Origin of the sequence: Pseudomonas sp. FSL R10-2189 (assembly GCF_009600325.1) — a bacterium.
Classification (GTDB): domain Bacteria; phylum Pseudomonadota; class Gammaproteobacteria; order Pseudomonadales; family Pseudomonadaceae; genus Aquipseudomonas; species Aquipseudomonas helleri.
The window spans coordinates 26,548-41,126 of sequence record NZ_WIVZ01000001.1 but is presented as its reverse complement, the minus strand read 5'-3'; the positions used below and the strand labels follow the sequence as shown (position 1 = coordinate 41,126).

Here is a 14,579-nt window from a genome sequence, read left to right as displayed (position 1 = left end):
CTGTAGGAGCGAGCTTTTGATCTTTAAAGGCAAAAGATCGCGAGCAAGCTCGCTCCTACAAGGGCTAACGGTTAACAAAGGGACTGCCATCATGAGCCGTGCATTTGTAAACGAAGACAGCGCCGCCAATCAGGCCGATACGCCGGTTGAGCGTCAGGTCAGCGAACAGCCGAACTACGTCACCGCCCTTGGCCTTGAGCAACTGCAAGCCAAGGTCGCCGAGTTACAACGCCTGCACAGCCAGGAGGCCGCCCGCAAAGACTTGCCCGATAAACAGCACCTGGCCGACATGGAACGCGACCTGCGCTACTTCAATCAACGCCTGCACAGCGCACACGTGGTCGCCCCGGCGACATCAACGCACAAGGTGCAGATTGGCAGTTGGGTGACGTATGTCGATGAACACGGCATGCAAAAGCGCGTGCAATTGGTCGGGGAAGATCAGGCCGATGCGGCGCAGGGCCTGATTAACTGGGGCTCACCGCTGGGCCGGGCGCTGTTGGGCGCGCGGCTGGGTGATGAGGTGCTGTGGATCCGGCCTGCAGGCGATCTGCAGGTCGAGATCCTCGCGATCGAACCGGCTTACACCACGCCCTGAGCCAGCATGGCGTCAGCCACTTTGACGAAGCCTGCGATGTTCGCGCCTTTGACGTAGTTGATACGGCCGTTTTCTTCGCCGTAGTGCACGCACGCATGGTGGATGGATTGCATGATGTTGTGCAGCTTGTTGTCCACTTCACCGGCCGTCCACAACAGGCGCATGGCGTTTTGCGACATTTCCAGCCCGCTCACGGCCACGCCGCCTGCGTTTGAGGCTTTGCCCGGCGCAAACAGAATGCCCGCCTCGATAAACAGATCAACCGCCTCAAGGGTGGTCGGCATGTTCGCGCCTTCGGCCACACACAGGCAGCCATTGCTCAGAAGCGTACGGGCCGCGTCGGCGTCCAGCTCGTTTTGCGTGGCGCATGGCAGGGCGATATCGCACGCCAGGTTCCACGGGTGCTGACCGGCCAGGAACTCCAGGCCAAACTGGTTGGCCAACTCGCTGATGCGGCCACGTTTGACGTTTTTGAGGTCCATCAGCGCGTCCCACTGCTCATCGTTCAGGCCCGCTTCGCAGTACAGGGTGCCTTCGGAGTCCGACAGCGAAATCACTTTGCCGCCCAGGTCCATGACCTTGCGTGCCGCGTACTGCGCCACGTTGCCGGAACCGGAGATTGCTACGCGCTTGCCATCAATGCGCTGACCGCTGCGCTTGAGCATTTCCTGGGCGAAGTACACGCAGCCAAAACCGGTGGCTTCCGGGCGAATCAGGCTGCCGCCGTAGCTCATGCCCTTGCCGGTCAGTACCGAGGTGAACTGGTTGCTCAAGCGTTTGTATTGGCCAAACATAAAGCCGATTTCCCGCGCCCCCACGCCGATATCGCCCGCCGGTACGTCAACGTCAGAACCAATGTGGCGGTACAGCTCGCTCATAAAGGCCTGGCAGAAACGCATCACTTCAGCGTCGCTCTTGCCCTTGGGGTTGAAGTCCGAACCGCCTTTACCGCCGCCCATAGGCAACGAGGTCAGGGAGTTTTTGAAGGTCTGCTCAAACGCCAGGAACTTCAGCACGCCCAGGTTCACCGACGGGTGGAAGCGCAAGCCGCCCTTGTACGGGCCAATCGCGCTGTTCATCTGGATGCGGAAACCACGGTTAACGCGGACTTTGCCTTCGTCGTCGACCCATGACACGCGGAACACAATTGCACGCTCTGGTTCGCAGATGCGTTCAAGAATGCCTGAAGTCAGATAATGCGGATTGGCTTCAAGAAACGGCCACAAACTGCGCAGGACTTCTTCCACCGCCTGGTGGAATTCTGGCTGGTCCGGGTCACGTTTTTTCAGGCGGGCAAGGAAGTGGTCGACGGATTCGATCATGGGAAAAGTCTCGGCAAATTTGTTGTCGTTAAACGGAGATTGGCCAGAACTTTAACAAGTCATGCCGCACCGCGACAGCGCAAAATGTCGCAGTTATGAATTTAAATGGTGCTTTTATATAAATCGCCCCGGTTTTATGCGGTTTTTGCGCACCAAAAAAGTGATTTATGTACCCAGTTTTGCACCAATAAAAACACGCAATCTGTAGGAGCGAGCTTGCCTCGCGATCTTTTTAAACGATCAAAAGATCGCGAGGCAAGCTCGCTCCTACAGGGTCCCCAAAAAAAACGGAGCCCCGAGGGGCTCCGTTTTTCTTGCAAACCGGCCTTACTGGGCCAGTTTTTTGTGACGCACACGGTGCGGCTGGGCGGCCGCTTCGCCGAGGCGCTTTTTACGGTCAGCTTCGTACTCGGTGTAGTTGCCTTCAAAGAAGACCGCTTGCGAGTCGTCTTCGTACGCCAGGATGTGAGTCGCGACGCGGTCAAGGAACCACCGATCGTGAGAGATCACAATGGCAGCGCCCGGGAAGTCCAGCAGCGCTTCTTCGAGCGAACGCAAGGTCTCAACGTCAAGGTCGTTGGACGGTTCGTCGAGCAGCAGCACGTTGGCGCCCTCTTTCAAGGTCAGGGCCAGGTGCAAGCGACCACGCTCACCACCGGACAGGTCCTTGACGAACTTCTGCTGATCGCCACCTTTGAAGTTGAAGCGACCCACGTAGGTACGCGACGGGATTTCGTAGTTGCCGATACGGATCACATCGGAACCATCAGAAATCGCCTGGAATACGGTCTTGCTGCCATCCAGGTCGTCACGGCTTTGGTCAACACACGCCAGTTGCACGGTGTCACCCACTTCGATGCTGCCCGAGTCCGGCTGCTCTTTGCCCATCAGCATGCGGAACAGGGTCGACTTACCGGCACCGTTACCACCGATCACGCCGACAATGGCGCCTTTAGGCATCACGAACGACAGGTTGTCGATCAGCACGCGATCGCCGTAACCCTTGGACACGTTCTTGAACTCGATCACCTTGTCACCCAGGCGCGGACCGGCCGGGATGTAGATTTCGTTGGTTTCGCTGCGCTTCTGGAATTCCTGCGATTGCAGTTCTTCGAAGCGTTGCAGACGCGCCTTGGACTTGGACTGACGCGCCTTGGCGCCTTTACGAACCCATTCCAGCTCGTCTTTCATGGCCTTTTCATGGGCCGACTGCTGCTTGGATTCCTGGGCCAGACGGTCGGACTTGGCTTCAAGCCAACCCGAGTAGTTGCCCTCGTAAGGAATACCGGCGCCGCGGTCGAGCTCCAGAATCCAGCCTGCAACGTTGTCCAGGAAGTAACGGTCGTGCGTAATCGCAACCACGGTACCCGGGAAGTCGTGCAGGAAGTGCTCCAGCCAGGCCACCGAGTCGGCGTCCAGGTGGTTGGTTGGTTCGTCGAGCAGCAGCATGTCCGGGGCCGACAGCAGCAGGCGGCACAGGGCCACACGGCGCTTCTCACCACCCGAGAGGTGTTCAATTTTGGCGTCCCAGGCTGGCAGGCGCAGGGCATCGGCTGCCACTTCGAGCTGACGCTCAAGGTTGTGGCCGTCACCGGCTTGCAGGATCGCTTCGAGCTTGGCCTGTTCAGCGGCCAGCTTGTCGAAGTCGGCATCCGGGTCGGCGTATTCAGCGTAAACCTGATCCAGACGCGCTTGCGCATCCTTGATCACGCTCACCGCTTCTTCGACCACTTCACGCACGGTTTTGCTGGCGTCCAGTTGCGGCTCTTGCGGCAAGTAGCCCACGTTGAGCTCTGGCATTGGACGGGCTTCACCGTCGAACTCGGTGTCGACGCCAGCCATGATTTTCAACAGAGTAGATTTACCCGAACCGTTCAGGCCCAGTACGCCGATTTTGGCGCCAGGGAAGAACGACAAGGAGATGTTTTTCAGGATTTCCCGCTTCGGCGGAACAACCTTACTCAGCCGATGCATGGTGAAAACGTAAGAGCCTGTTTTGCCAGTTTTGTCACTTTTGGACATGGTATGATTCGCCTTTAATCCAGTGTCTTCAGTGCTAAAGTAGTAGCGAGAAGCGCTTAGACTCGGAAAGTAAAACGTTAGGTTTTGCGCTGATCAGCCGATATGCATGACTATACTCAAAAAAGTTATGTTTTAGGAGGGGGCATCATGGGTTTCCAGATCATAGAGCAGGTGGTGAATGCTGCTCGAAGAAAGCTGCTGGTACAAGACCACATCCCGATCTACTACCCCAACCTATTCATCACCATGGAGCACTCGGGCAGAGCCCTCGAAACGACCAAGAAGTACCTTGAGCATCTGGCAGTGTTCGAGGAGTTTCTGGCTTTTTCCTCCATTGATCTGATTTCTCATCTAGAACAGCGCCCTCATAGCCAATACCTAACAGACAGTGAGCTTTCTAGGTTTGTGTCGGACGCGGGGTTCAGCAAGGAATCCTTAGCCATGAAGTATGAGAGGATGCGTTTGCATCCGACTGCTTACAAATCCATTGGCAAAATCCATGCGCAGCAGCGGATTGAGGCGGTTCGCGACTATCTGGCCTTCCTTTATGACAAGTTGGGTGATCACTCAACGCGATATGGAGCGGTTGACGATCTGAAGGAGCGTATAAAGCGCAAGATCAAAGCGGCTAAGCCTGCGTGGAAAAAAACGCGAACGGAAAAAGTGAAGGGGCTCACGAGTCAGGAGCGAACTCGATTGCTGGAAATCATGCATCCGGACAGCGCCGAGAACCCCTTTTCAGATGAAGCCATCAGGCGGCGTAATTACATCATTTTGCTGCTGGGCCTCGACATGGGGCTACGGCGCTCCGAGATGCTGCTTATCAAGACCAGTGATATTCACTGGCATAGTCGTCAACTAGCGGTGGTTAACCTGGAGGATGAGAGCCGCGATCCACGAACGATGGCCCCGCAATTTAAAACCAACGAGCGCATGCTGGTAATGACCGATGACCTGTACGACGCGATAACTGAGTACGAATCGAAATATCGCCACAGAAAGCCCCGTAGTGGCAGATCGCAGGCGAATAGGCATCCGTTTTTATTGGTGGCTCACAAGCGAAATGAGGGCGGGCCTTTGACTATCAAGGCAGTGGATGGCGTTCTGTCCAAGGTCCGAGAAAAAGCGCCGGAACTGGCCCATGTGCACACGCATACTCTGAGGCATGACGCGGTTTACACGATGCTGGAAAGCATGAGTGAGGAACTGGCAGTGCTCACGCCGGAGGATCGCACCACGCAAGTACAAAAGACCCTCACATGGATGTTCGGCTGGAGTCCCGACTCGAACATGCCCGGCCTCTACGGCGCCAAATTCTGGAAGGAAGAGGCAGACAAAGCGATACAGAAACGTGCCGAGCGGTTTACTGCCCGCCGTCAGAAGGCCGTCACGACACAAGGAGGTTCATAATGAACATCGCCGTCGAAGCACTTCAGGCACCTACGAAGGATTGCCTCGATGTGTGGCTGAACACGCCTCGACTGGCGAAATGTGGGCAGGTGTTCACGCCCGCTGAACCGATGTGGAAACCGGATAAATCGGCTAATCATTCACTCAACTGGGAAGCGGCTATTGCGTGCGTCTCGCCGGATTGGCAACCCTGGTTGCACGCCGTCCTGGCGTACCGCATGGCCGATCAGGAAGCGGGCTCGGTTAATCTGGTCGCCGGCGTGTTGTCGCGGGCTGCTCAGGCCGGGATTGACCCGCTTAACGAGGATCACCTGATCGCTCTGCGGGAGCGCTTTAACGTTAATGAGTTTAGTTCCATCGCCACTTTCATGGCGTTTTGGCACGACTGCAAATCCCTCGAACAGCGCCCGTCGCAACCTCTTATCAAAGCCTACAAAGAACTGCCCAGGAAAAAGAAATCCAGCCACGATGTGATCCTCAGCCTGGACCCCGAACAGGGCCCGTTCACACAGTTTGAGCAGGACGCGCTATATCAATGGATACATGAGCAGTTCTGTCACGGACGGTTAGATTGCGAGCAGTACCTCTACCTGCGCATGCTGATGATTTACGGGCAGCGTGGCGTTCAGGTGCGAATGATGGTTTATGGTGATTTCACCAAGAGCGATCGGGGCTGCAAAGTTAGTATTCACTGGGCAAAGCAGAAAGGCGACGAGGCGGGTTGGCGAGTAAAGTCCGAAATATTCAGTCTGGATGAGGACCTATACAACACCGTGCAGGCCTACAAGGCAGTGGTTCTGGCGCAACTCTGGCAAACGTATCCAGACATTGCCGACTGGAATGCAGCCATTGAGAATGTCCCCCTCTTTCGTAAAAAGCTGGATCATGATGAAGCAGGACCTCAGGAGCGGCTGTCTCCCCCTGTTTTGCTCAACAGCCCCCTTCAAAAAAGCCTCGAAGACGCCCCGAACCCGATCTTTCATGCCGGATCAGGCACGATCAAAGGTTGGCTTGCGTGCATCGAGCGGATGCAGGGCTTTCCGATTTCGCCTCGCACCCATCAGCCGCTGAAAGTGACACGGGGGCACCGGTTCAGGCACACCCTAGGCACCGACCTTTCCAATGCGGGACTTGATGAGTGGACGATGGCTCGTGCATTGATGCACAAAGATACTACGACAGTGCGAAAGTACCGCGCCGTATCGCCGGAATTGCTGGCGTTGATCGACGCTAAGATGAGCGACCATTTGGCCGTGGTTGTGAATGCATTCACCGGGATCATCGTCACGGATCGTACCTCAGCAAAAAACGGGGATCGAGCGAATCGACAAATCGAGGATGTGGCAGTATGCGGTGCCACTTCCGCCTGCCATCTCGATGCGCCTTACACCTGCTACGCATGCGGAAAATTCCAGCCCCTTCTGCACGCCAATCACCGCGCGGTCCTTGAGCGATTGGACCGTCGTCGGGCGCAAACCATAGCCACGGATAAAACGACCGGTGTGCTCTGGGACCGGGCAATTCTGGCTTGCCGCAAGGTGATACTGGATTGTGAGGTAATGCTCCGATCGGAAAGGAAAAGCGAATGACCGATGCGTTTTATTCTGTGCCGACGAACAACATTGTCGATTTTAAGCCCAGGAACCAGCTGGCCGCGGAGGCTCAGCTCGCGGCGTTTATCGAATGGGCAAAACAGACCCTGCCCAAAGGCATTCCCACTCAAGTGCACTCAAGTATTCGCTGGGAAGACGGCAGTTGGCACAGGCACGGCTTCAATGGCTGTAGCTTCAGAAGGCTCGGATCGACCAACGTTGCCCCAGAGGCGATGCAGGCAACCTTCACGGACTTTGCCAAAGCCTTACTGGTGTACCGAAGGGTGTATTTGCAGAAAAAGGTGATGACAGATTGGCTTAGAGCCTTGGCCGCGATGAAAGTCGCCCTGCTCGAGTTGATCGGCACGCAGGATGTGACGAGGGTGTCCGCCGCTGTCTGTAATAACGCGTGCGAGGAAATGAGGCGTCGCTGGACAAAAGGCGACACCGCATACCAGCACGGCAGGACACTTGAGGCCATCATCACCCTGATGCGGGCCAAAAAATTGCTCAAGTCGGACTTCCGGTGGACCAGTCCGCTGACGCCCAGGCCGCGTGGCACGCTTAAGCAGCAAAAAGCGGATCGGGAACAGAAACTGCCCAACCCTGACGCGATCAGAGCCCTCGGGGAAGTGTTCTCAAACGATATGACAGACCCCCTCGATATCGTTGTGACATCCGCCTGTGCGCTGTTGCTGAGCGCACCTAGTCGCGTGGGTGAATTGGCGGATGTTGAATTGAATTGCCAGGTGTTCAAAGAGGATACCCAAGGCAATCGGCGCATGTTCCTGCGCTGGTACGCCGAAAAGATGAACCAAGTGATGCTGAAGCCCGTCGTTAGGCCTGAGATGGAGCCGGTCGTCGAGCGGGTCATCACGTTACTGAGACCGATCACCGACGAGGCGCGGGCTTACGCCGCCTGGCTGGAAGACCATCCCGATGAGTTTCCGCCCCATGAAGGGCTGCCACCCAAGGGGCCTGATGAACCGCTAACGTACGCCGAAGCCTGTGCCGCGCTAAAACTCTCCGTTAGTTATGTCAGCGGCTCGCGAGACGTATTCAATGTCAACTTCCTGAAATCCCTGGAGAAGCGACAGGCGCTCAGCCCCGCCTCCCGAGCCCTCTTGGCCGAAATCCGTGGCGGGTGGGATAGAGTAGGGACGCGCATATTTGTTAAGGGAAAGCCAGGAATACAGGGTTTTGCGTATGACGACCGATGTGCGATCACGCTGCGCAAGCTCAATGTGCTGTTGCGTGAAAAATATCTTCCAAAGGATTTTCCGTACACCACGCCCTACACGGAGGGCAAAGCTCGTGTGAAGTACCGTGATGCGTTGTTCACCGTGCGCACGGGAGCACTGACTGACGACTCAGCTCGCGTTGTGATACACGGGTTTGGCTTGGAGATCGCGGCAAATTATATCCGATTGAGTGCGCAACTAGGCGGTACGAACAACAAGAAAAAGAAAAGCCTGTTCGAGCGCTATGGCTACCCCGGTCTTAAGGTCAACACGCATGCGTTTCGGCACGAATTGAACACGCGGATGCACGAGGCCGGTCTGTCGCAGCTCCTGATTGACGCCTTCTCGGGACGCACGACGATGGGGTCTGTCTACAACCATGAGACCATCGAAGATCGCACCAAAAGGGTTGCGGCGAACCACCCCAAAACGAAGCACAGCACCGTTGCTCAGCGTTTGGACAAGGTCAAAACTAATCAGCCGCTGAATTTGGCTGACGTGAGGAAACTGCACGAGGGTGAACAGGACCGCATTGTCCATCAAACCCATCTTGGCGTTTGTGTGCACGACTTTGCATCCGAGCCCTGCCCGAAAATGGGTGCCTGTTTGGACTGCGGGCGGCTCGGTTGCGTCAAAGGGGATGACGTGAAGCTGGGCAACCTCATGGAAGAACGCGACGACCTTAAACGCCGCCTAGATAAAGCCATGGATGCGCAGTCTCGTGATGTGTTTGGAGCCTCGGAGTCGGCCAAAAGACTGGGTGAGAAGCTCTTTAAGTGCGAGGCGCTCATCCAAACGCTGGAAAGCCCTGAACTCAAAAACGGTGACATTGTGTGGAACGCCGACAACGGTTGGACAGTCACCAAGAACGCCGCCGCAATGGCGGGGTTGATCGAAGTCAAAGTCATTGAAGAGAACCAAGCGCGAAAGGCGTTGCCATCCTTGGATGACGTCTTGGCCTTACTAGATGAGATCGAAGCTTAACTATGCCCCATTTAACGCCCAAGGATGAGAAACGTATTATCAAGCTAATAGAGGAATGGTCAGAGCCGAAGCTGACCTGGCCTTTGCTCGTTGAGGCATGCAAAGAAAAGCTGGGTATCAGTCGTGCTCGCCAGTCCTTGATGAATCTACCTGCCGTGGATTTAGCGATGAAGAATTGCAAGGAGGCATTGAAAGCTCAGAAAATAAAGCCGGGCTGGATTGCCGATATACAAGCAGCCAACGAGCGCATTGAGGAACTGAAAGCGACTAACCAGAAGCTGCTAGCTGCTGTTCGAGATATGCATAGCCGTTTTTTGATCTGGCAAGCCAATGCCGATATGCACGGGCTAACGCAATCGATGTTAGAGCGGCCGGTTTCACAGCTTAAAAAGAAAACATGATTGAGTAATTGCGCGTACTTGACCGACCGCTTACATTCCAGCTGACTAGGAGTTGACCATCTTCACATCTGTAGGTTGGTCAACGACCTCGTAGTGTCGACCAACAGTTGCCGTCACGATGTCTCCTGCCCAAAAAGCTTTATAGCAATCAGCCCCTTCCAAGAGATTCCTGATTCGTGGCCGGCTGCTAAGGACTGCTACCCTCCATGAGCTCGCAAATCGCGATCTGCGGAGAAAATTATCTCAGTCACTTTTAGGTTGCTGTGACCGAGTGAGTGGTGGGTGCTGTAACTGGCTCCTCCCGCAACCTTGAACAGATACCCTTCGACCTCACCATTATTGTCTTGAGCAACACCTACCTCAATCAGCGGCTCCATTTTCCAGTTGTCCCCTCCTCGTAGATGGCCAGGAGACATCAGGTGTGCTTGGCCGAACCATGAGCGTTCATCCAGTTCCGAAAGCATCTGCTGAAGCATCGGTACCGTTGGGACCATCAACATGCTGCCCACGATGTCGTCGCCATAATCCCTCACCAATTCGATGTAGAACCAGGGATGGTGTACCTCCAGCTCAACAAACTGCCAGTAGCTGGCGACGCCGCCACCGAAAACGGCTGCTGGGCTGAGCTCTGCATGTCTGTACGTTTTGAACATTGAAAAAACCTCCAAAATATTAACAATAGTTAATGGATGTCTGACGTTCAAGACGGCTTCATCATTCCTTTTGTGGGAATGAAATAATGGAGCTGAAACAGGCATTTGGTAAGGCGTTGAGACAAATGAGGAAGTCTCGTCATCTCAACCAGGAAGACTTCGAGGGGCATAGCAGCCAGACTTACCTGAGCCAATTGGAAGGCGGTGGAAAGGGCCCTACCCTTGAGATGGTTCAAGCGCTGGCCTCTGCCATGGGTGTACATCCTTTGACGATTTTGACGCAGTGCTACCTTCTTATGGACGAAACCGCCACGCTGGACTCAATGATGGAGCGAGTTCGAACGGAAATTAATGGGCCTTCACCCCGCTAAGCTGTCTTGGTGTAGGCGTTTCCGGGGCTACTATCATTCGCATGGGCCGCAGCATGGCTGAGCTATCCTGTGAGGTGTGACTATGAAACGCGGTGCGTAAGTCGGCGGATGCTGATGCCAATGATGCCTGACATTGAGGAGATGAAATGAAAGGCCGGCGCAAAATGAAAACCCGTAAGTGGCATGATGTCGCTCAAATGAAAGCGGAAGCCCGAGAGCTGCTACAGAAAAGGTCTGAAAAACAAGGGAGGTTGCTCGAAATCGCCGTGCAGAAAGGTAGAGAAATGGAACCGATTGGTAGGCTGTGCGGTTAAGTGGTGACATCTTCGAGATGTATTCTATGAATGAATTGCAGATAGTTGCGTTAAGCCCTAGCGCCCCAATTGCGTGCTGGAGCATGGCTCACAGGTGCTTCGTGGGGCGATGCGAGCAGGTTCTGATGATAGCAACGCGGGTATTTGGAACGCGCAAGCATGCCGAACGTTGGTTGCGTGATCCGGCCTACGGGCTAGGACGGCAAGTCCCATGCGGTATGTTGGCAACGCGATCAGGATATGAAGATGTGGATAGGTTCTTGAATCAGCTGGAATATGGCGTTTACATCTAACATCCTTATGACTGGCGTTGCCCTGTAGAGGTGACTGCGAATCCTGCACCCCGCTTGTCAATGCTGCCCGACTGTGGCAGCCGGCAAACGGATAGCCCTAGCTTTTTTAAAGTCGTATGGGATTCTCCAATCCCTTGACATTTCCGAGTCCGTATCGCATCCACCAGAGCAACGCTCGCGCGATGGCCGGTCCTAATCAGACCTCTCTCCCAGGCGTTGATAGCGTCGCTCAAACGCCTCCGCGCCGCCCTCCATCACTTGGCAAACCTCTTGTCGCAGGTCTTGCTCTTGAAGTGAACCTGTCTGCTTACAGGGCACTGGTTGTTGAAATCCAATACATGAATCAACTCGGCATCACCATTTACAACGATGTTAGGGTTATGAGTCACGATGATCCGTTGGCGACGTGCTTGTTAGAGCGAATCTGCTGAACAACGAGCCCGTAAATCAGATGATTGTCCATGTCATCCTCTGGCTGATCGAGCACTACTGGCTCACCTCCATGTGCCAGCAAAAAAGCCAGCATGGCGGCTGCGCGCTGCCCCGCTGAGGCCTGCCCAATGGATTGAAAATCTCGGCCATTAGCTTTGCGACTGTATTCCAGCTGTTAGCCGTCTTCAGGGAACCAGCACAGCAAGTGATCCATGTATTCGGGCCGTCTTTCGGTTTCAGCTTTCAAAAATTTATTGAACCAGCCCCCAAATTCGGATTTGCCACGGCACGCCAGGGCTAGTCGAGACTTCAACGCCTTTATTGATTCTTCGAAGCTGAGCCTATCACCCTCTAAGCCAGCGACTTGATCGCTGGCTTCTTTGTGATCGGTAAAAAATAGCTAATCAGGCATAAGGCATCGAAGACCTCAGCCGATACAACGGAACATGGAAATTTCACGTATGGAGTGGTTGAGATGAAAATTGGATTGACCTTGGCATTTGTAGTGGTCTAATGAAACCGGACACCCTTTTAGGCGAGAATGCTCGCCAGATCGAGGTGTCAGATGACCAAACAACGCCGTACCTTTTCCGCTGAATTCAAACGCGAGGCTGCCGACCTCGTGCTCAAGCAAAACTACAGCTTCATCGAAGCCAGTCGTTCACTGAGTGTTGGTGAGTCGGCGCTGCGCCGCTGGGTCGACCAGCTTCAGCAAGAGCGCACCGGCGTCACGCCCCAGAGCAAGGCCCTGACACCAGAGCAGCAAAAAATCCAGGAGTTGGAAGCTCGGATTGCTCGCCTCGAGCGCGAGAAATCAATATTAAAAAAGGCTACCGCGCTCTTGATGTCGGAAGATCTCGAGCGTACGCGCTGATCAATCAGCTAAGCGTCCATGAGCCTGTTGACTGCTTGTGCGAGGCGTTTGAGGTCGCTCGTTCGGGGTACTACGCGCATCGTCTAAGGCGGCGAACACCAGATGTTGAGCGGCTCAGGCTGCGTAGCCGAGTGAGCGAGTTGTTCACCCAGGGCCGAAGTGCTCCCGGCAGTCGAAGCATCACGTTGATGATGCAAGAAGAAGGTGAGCAAATTGGACGGTTTAAGGTACGCAGGCTGATGCGTGAGCTGGAGTTGGTCAGCAAGCAGCCAGGATCACACGCCTATAAAAAGGCCACAGTCGAGCGGCCGGATATCCCAAATATATTGAACCGAGAATTTGATGTCGAAGCGCCCAACCAGGTCTGGTGCGGCGACATCACCTACATCTGGGCACAGGGGAAATGGCACTACCTTGCGGTTGTCATGGATCTTTACGCTCGCCGAGTGGTGGGCTGGGCGTTATCAGAAAAGCCGGATGCAGACTTGGTGATCAAGGCGTTGGATGTGGCTTACGAGCAGCGTGGCAAGCCGCAAGGCCTGCTATTTCACTCAGACCAGGGATCCCAATATGGCAGCCGCAACTTTCGCCAGCGGCTGTGGCGTTATCGCATGCGTCAGAGTATGAGCCGCCGAGGAAACTGCTGGGATAATGCGCCGATGGAGCGGGTTTTTCGCAGCTTGAAAACAGAGTGGATACCAACCACTGGCTACATGACCGGCCACCAGGCTCAGAGAGATATTAGCCAGTACCTGATGCATCACTACAACTGGATCCGACCTCATCAATTTAACGATGGATTGGCCCCAGCGAAAACGGAAGAAAAACTCAAAACCGTGTCCGGGATGAGTTGACCACTACAATTAGCCCTCTCGATCTTCGCCGGCGGGGCTTCTGCGGCCAGTTTTGATTGTGCGAAAGCTTCAACGTTTGCAGAACGATCGATTTGCCAAGACGGGTTTCTGAGCAAGGCAGATGAGATTCTGGCGAGGACTTACACAAAAGCGCTCAACGACTCCACAGATCCTGCAGCCCTTCGCCAATCGCAACGCGAGTGGCTCAAGGAGCGGGACGCATGCACAGTTCAAAAATGCCTCGACCAAACCATCGGCGCACGTATTCAGGCTCTGGGAAACTACGCGCTCAAGGAAAGAAACAAGACTTATGACGCTCAGGCCAAACTGGAAGCTGAGCAGCGCCAGGCTCAACGAGATGAGCAAGACCGATTGGCTGACGAAAAAGCCGCAGTTGCAGCAGAGCAGGAAGCTCAACGCAAAGCAGCAGTGGCGGAACGCAATGCGAAAATTGACCAGGCTGTCCGCAACGGCACCTATGTTTCTGGCTCGGTAGCTGCGCCTTCTACCACCCCGCAGACACTCTCCCCATCGGTCAAGCCGGTTGCGCCGACTGCAGCCGTACAACCCTCTCAGCCTAATCCATTCCTGAAGTGGTTTATCAGCGGCCCGGGGTGGAAATATCTCTTGTTGGTGTGTGCAATTGTCTCGGCCTTTGCTGTTTATTGCCATCATGCAGGGTCAGCGACTATTTATAGCGACTACACAGACGCGTTGATTACCAATGCACTCCCAGCGGCCGGCATACTGATTGGCGTGATATTTCATTGGCTCGAAATGCCCTGGGCAGTATCAGTTCTCTCAGCGGTCGTGGGCTTTGCTCTATCGATCGCTTACGCCGTCTACGCGACATTGAAGAGCAATCGAGGCGGCCTGAGTATCTTTCTATCGATCGTGGCCAAGCTGACTTTGGTCGCAGTCTTCTTCGCCGTCATCGGCATGCTCATCGCATCGTTGTTCGTGGGCGGCACCCGCCGCAAGGGCGAATCACAAGCTCGTGCTGATGCAAGGAATCGCCGGCAGAACAAAGCCACAATGGCGCAGATCTTCGCGCTGTCTGCAGGCTATACCGCCTTTACAGTCTGGGTATGCAGAAATCCGCAATTCACCCCGATCGGGGAATGCCTTGAGTTCAATCGCCCTCCTCAGCTGACCTGATCCCAAGGGCACTCCGAATGACCGCGATTTAACGTCGCGCCTTATGAAGCCACTCCCCCA

The 14,579-nt window shown here is 54.9% G+C and carries 12 protein-coding genes and 2 pseudogenes; 10 read left to right on the top strand and 4 right to left on the bottom strand.

Annotated features, from left to right (window positions below; all coding sequences use genetic code 11):
* Window positions 1-91 precede the first annotated feature (91 nt).
* Window positions 92-598, top strand: a complete 507-nt coding sequence (locus GHO32_RS00170; RefSeq protein WP_153334933.1) for a GreA/GreB family elongation factor — start codon at window positions 92-94, stop codon at window positions 596-598.
* On the opposite strand, the gene gdhA is transcribed toward GHO32_RS00170, so the two are convergent.
* Window positions 583-1,920, bottom strand: coding sequence for an NADP-specific glutamate dehydrogenase (gene gdhA / locus GHO32_RS00165; RefSeq protein WP_153334932.1), 1,338 nt, complete (start codon window positions 1,918-1,920; stop codon window positions 583-585). The two genes, GHO32_RS00170 and gdhA, sit on opposite strands and share 16 nt — an antisense overlap.
* A gap of 327 nt (window positions 1,921-2,247) precedes the next feature.
* The gene (gene ettA, locus GHO32_RS00160; protein WP_153442711.1) at window positions 2,248-3,942 is read right to left on the bottom strand and encodes an energy-dependent translational throttle protein EttA; all 1,695 of its coding nucleotides are present in this window, start codon (window positions 3,940-3,942) and stop codon (window positions 2,248-2,250) included.
* Between the two features lie 147 nt (window positions 3,943-4,089).
* On the opposite strand from ettA, the gene GHO32_RS00155 reads away from it, so the two are divergent.
* The 4 genes from GHO32_RS00155 to GHO32_RS00140 are packed head-to-tail and all read left to right on the top strand — an operon-like array spanning window position 4,090 to window position 9,570.
* Window positions 4,090-5,352, top strand: coding sequence for a site-specific integrase (locus tag GHO32_RS00155; protein ID WP_153442709.1), 1,263 nt, complete (start codon window positions 4,090-4,092; stop codon window positions 5,350-5,352).
* Entirely contained in the window at window positions 5,352-6,941 is a 1,590-nt protein-coding gene (locus GHO32_RS00150) for a tyrosine-type recombinase/integrase (RefSeq protein ID WP_153442707.1), read from the top strand. Before GHO32_RS00155 ends, GHO32_RS00150 begins: the two co-directional genes overlap by 1 nt.
* A complete protein-coding gene (locus GHO32_RS00145) occupies window positions 6,938-9,169 on the top strand; it encodes a hypothetical protein (RefSeq protein ID WP_153442705.1) in 2,232 nt (743 codons plus the stop codon). The genes GHO32_RS00150 and GHO32_RS00145 overlap by 4 nt, the downstream gene beginning before the upstream one ends.
* Before the next feature lie 2 nt (window positions 9,170-9,171).
* Window positions 9,172-9,570 carry a hypothetical protein gene (locus GHO32_RS00140; RefSeq protein ID WP_153442703.1) on the top strand — a complete coding sequence of 133 codons (399 nt, stop codon included), beginning with the start codon at window positions 9,172-9,174 and terminating at the stop codon, window positions 9,568-9,570.
* 197 nt (window positions 9,571-9,767) lie between these two features.
* Here GHO32_RS00140 and GHO32_RS00135 read toward each other — a convergent pair whose 3' ends face one another.
* The gene (locus tag GHO32_RS00135; protein ID WP_256678604.1) at window positions 9,768-10,274 is read right to left on the bottom strand and encodes a hypothetical protein; all 507 of its coding nucleotides are present in this window, start codon (window positions 10,272-10,274) and stop codon (window positions 9,768-9,770) included.
* 35 nt (window positions 10,275-10,309) lie between these two features.
* On the opposite strand from GHO32_RS00135, the gene GHO32_RS00130 reads away from it, so the two are divergent.
* Together GHO32_RS00130 and GHO32_RS27030 are read left to right on the top strand one after the other, a co-directional pair.
* Entirely contained in the window at window positions 10,310-10,594 is a 285-nt protein-coding gene (locus tag GHO32_RS00130) for a helix-turn-helix domain-containing protein (RefSeq protein WP_153442701.1), read from the top strand.
* 331 nt (window positions 10,595-10,925) lie between these two features.
* The gene (locus GHO32_RS27030; RefSeq protein WP_306106466.1) at window positions 10,926-11,201 is read left to right on the top strand and encodes an antitoxin Xre/MbcA/ParS toxin-binding domain-containing protein; all 276 of its coding nucleotides are present in this window, start codon (window positions 10,926-10,928) and stop codon (window positions 11,199-11,201) included.
* A gap of 192 nt (window positions 11,202-11,393) precedes the next feature.
* Here GHO32_RS27030 and GHO32_RS27105 read toward each other — a convergent pair.
* Window positions 11,394-11,985: pseudogene (locus GHO32_RS27105) on the bottom strand (chromosome segregation protein SMC); the annotation flags it as partial.
* A gap of 213 nt (window positions 11,986-12,198) precedes the next feature.
* Here GHO32_RS27105 and GHO32_RS00120 point away from each other — a divergent pair.
* From GHO32_RS00120 to GHO32_RS00115, 3 genes and pseudogenes are all read left to right on the top strand, one after another.
* Window positions 12,199-13,361, top strand: a protein-coding gene (locus tag GHO32_RS00120; protein WP_095019831.1) for an IS3 family transposase whose coding sequence is annotated in 2 segments (ribosomal slippage) — window positions 12,199-12,454 and window positions 12,454-13,361 — 1,164 coding nt in all. Because the reading frame shifts where the segments join, the coding sequence is not laid out codon by codon here.
* A 21-nt stretch (window positions 13,362-13,382) separates the two neighbouring features.
* Window positions 13,383-13,574, top strand: a pseudogene (locus GHO32_RS27100) (lysozyme inhibitor LprI family protein); the annotation flags it as partial.
* A gap of 159 nt (window positions 13,575-13,733) precedes the next feature.
* Window positions 13,734-14,519 (top strand): hypothetical protein, encoded by a 786-nt coding sequence (locus GHO32_RS00115; protein ID WP_256678602.1) that lies wholly within the window; start codon window positions 13,734-13,736, stop codon window positions 14,517-14,519.
* Window positions 14,520-14,579 lie beyond the last annotated feature (60 nt).

Bases quoted from the DNA above. Each gene is read 5' to 3' on its own strand.
- GHO32_RS00155 (WP_153442709.1), top strand. From the start codon at position 4,090: ATGGGTTTCCAGATCATAGAGCAGGTGGTGAATGCTGCTCGAAGAAAG.
- GHO32_RS00145 (WP_153442705.1), top strand. From the start codon at position 6,938: ATGACCGATGCGTTTTATTCTGTGCCGACGAACAACATTGTCGATTTT.
- GHO32_RS00170 (WP_153334933.1), top strand. From the start codon at position 92: ATGAGCCGTGCATTTGTAAACGAAGACAGCGCCGCCAATCAGGCCGAT.
- GHO32_RS00130 (WP_153442701.1), top strand. From the start codon at position 10,310: ATGGAGCTGAAACAGGCATTTGGTAAGGCGTTGAGACAAATGAGGAAG.
- gdhA (WP_153334932.1), bottom strand. From the start codon at position 1,920: ATGATCGAATCCGTCGACCACTTCCTTGCCCGCCTGAAAAAACGTGAC.
- ettA (WP_153442711.1), bottom strand. From the start codon at position 3,942: ATGTCCAAAAGTGACAAAACTGGCAAAACAGGCTCTTACGTTTTCACC.
- GHO32_RS00150 (WP_153442707.1), top strand. From the start codon at position 5,352: ATGAACATCGCCGTCGAAGCACTTCAGGCACCTACGAAGGATTGCCTC.
- GHO32_RS00140 (WP_153442703.1), top strand. From the start codon at position 9,172: ATGCCCCATTTAACGCCCAAGGATGAGAAACGTATTATCAAGCTAATA.
- GHO32_RS27030 (WP_306106466.1), top strand. From the start codon at position 10,926: ATGTATTCTATGAATGAATTGCAGATAGTTGCGTTAAGCCCTAGCGCC.